Source organism: Solihabitans fulvus, assembly GCF_008386585.1.
Classification (GTDB): domain Bacteria; phylum Actinomycetota; class Actinomycetes; order Mycobacteriales; family Pseudonocardiaceae; genus Solihabitans; species Solihabitans fulvus.
The window spans coordinates 1-402 of sequence record NZ_VUOB01000402.1 but is presented as its reverse complement, the minus strand read 5'-3'; the positions used below and the strand labels follow the sequence as shown (position 1 = coordinate 402).

Annotated in this window: 1 protein-coding gene; it reads left to right on the top strand. The window is 47.8% G+C overall.

From position 1 onward, the window contains the following. Window positions 1–25 precede the first annotated feature (25 nt). Window positions 26–402: Hsp20 family protein (locus F0L68_RS46160; RefSeq protein ID WP_149855485.1), on the top strand; the 377-nt coding region annotated here is incomplete at its 3' end.

Here is a 402-nt window from a genome sequence, read left to right as displayed (position 1 = left end):
GTTTGAAACACGTATATCCAAGAAAATGTTCTCACCGCGTCTCTTTGCGGTTTTCATCGCTTTCGCCGGTTTCGCAACGGTAACGGCTTTGCCTGCCCGGGACAAAGAAGTTATCGCGCAGCCCGTCTCCATTACAGATGACCAGTTCACGTTCCCATGGCTGAACCTTTCGCCATTCAGTCTGTTTGCTCCTCTGTGGAAACTGATCCCCACTTTTGTGGACATCGGGCCAAGAATCTACGCTGACGATGACAAGTTCAAGGTCGTTGTTAACGTTAAGGACTACAAGAAAGACAACCTTAAAGTTAAAGTAAAGGGAGACTTTATCTTCGTCCAAGGATCGCAAGAAGCTAAAGAAGACGACCATGACGTGTTCGCTAGCCAGTTCTTCCACACCTACAG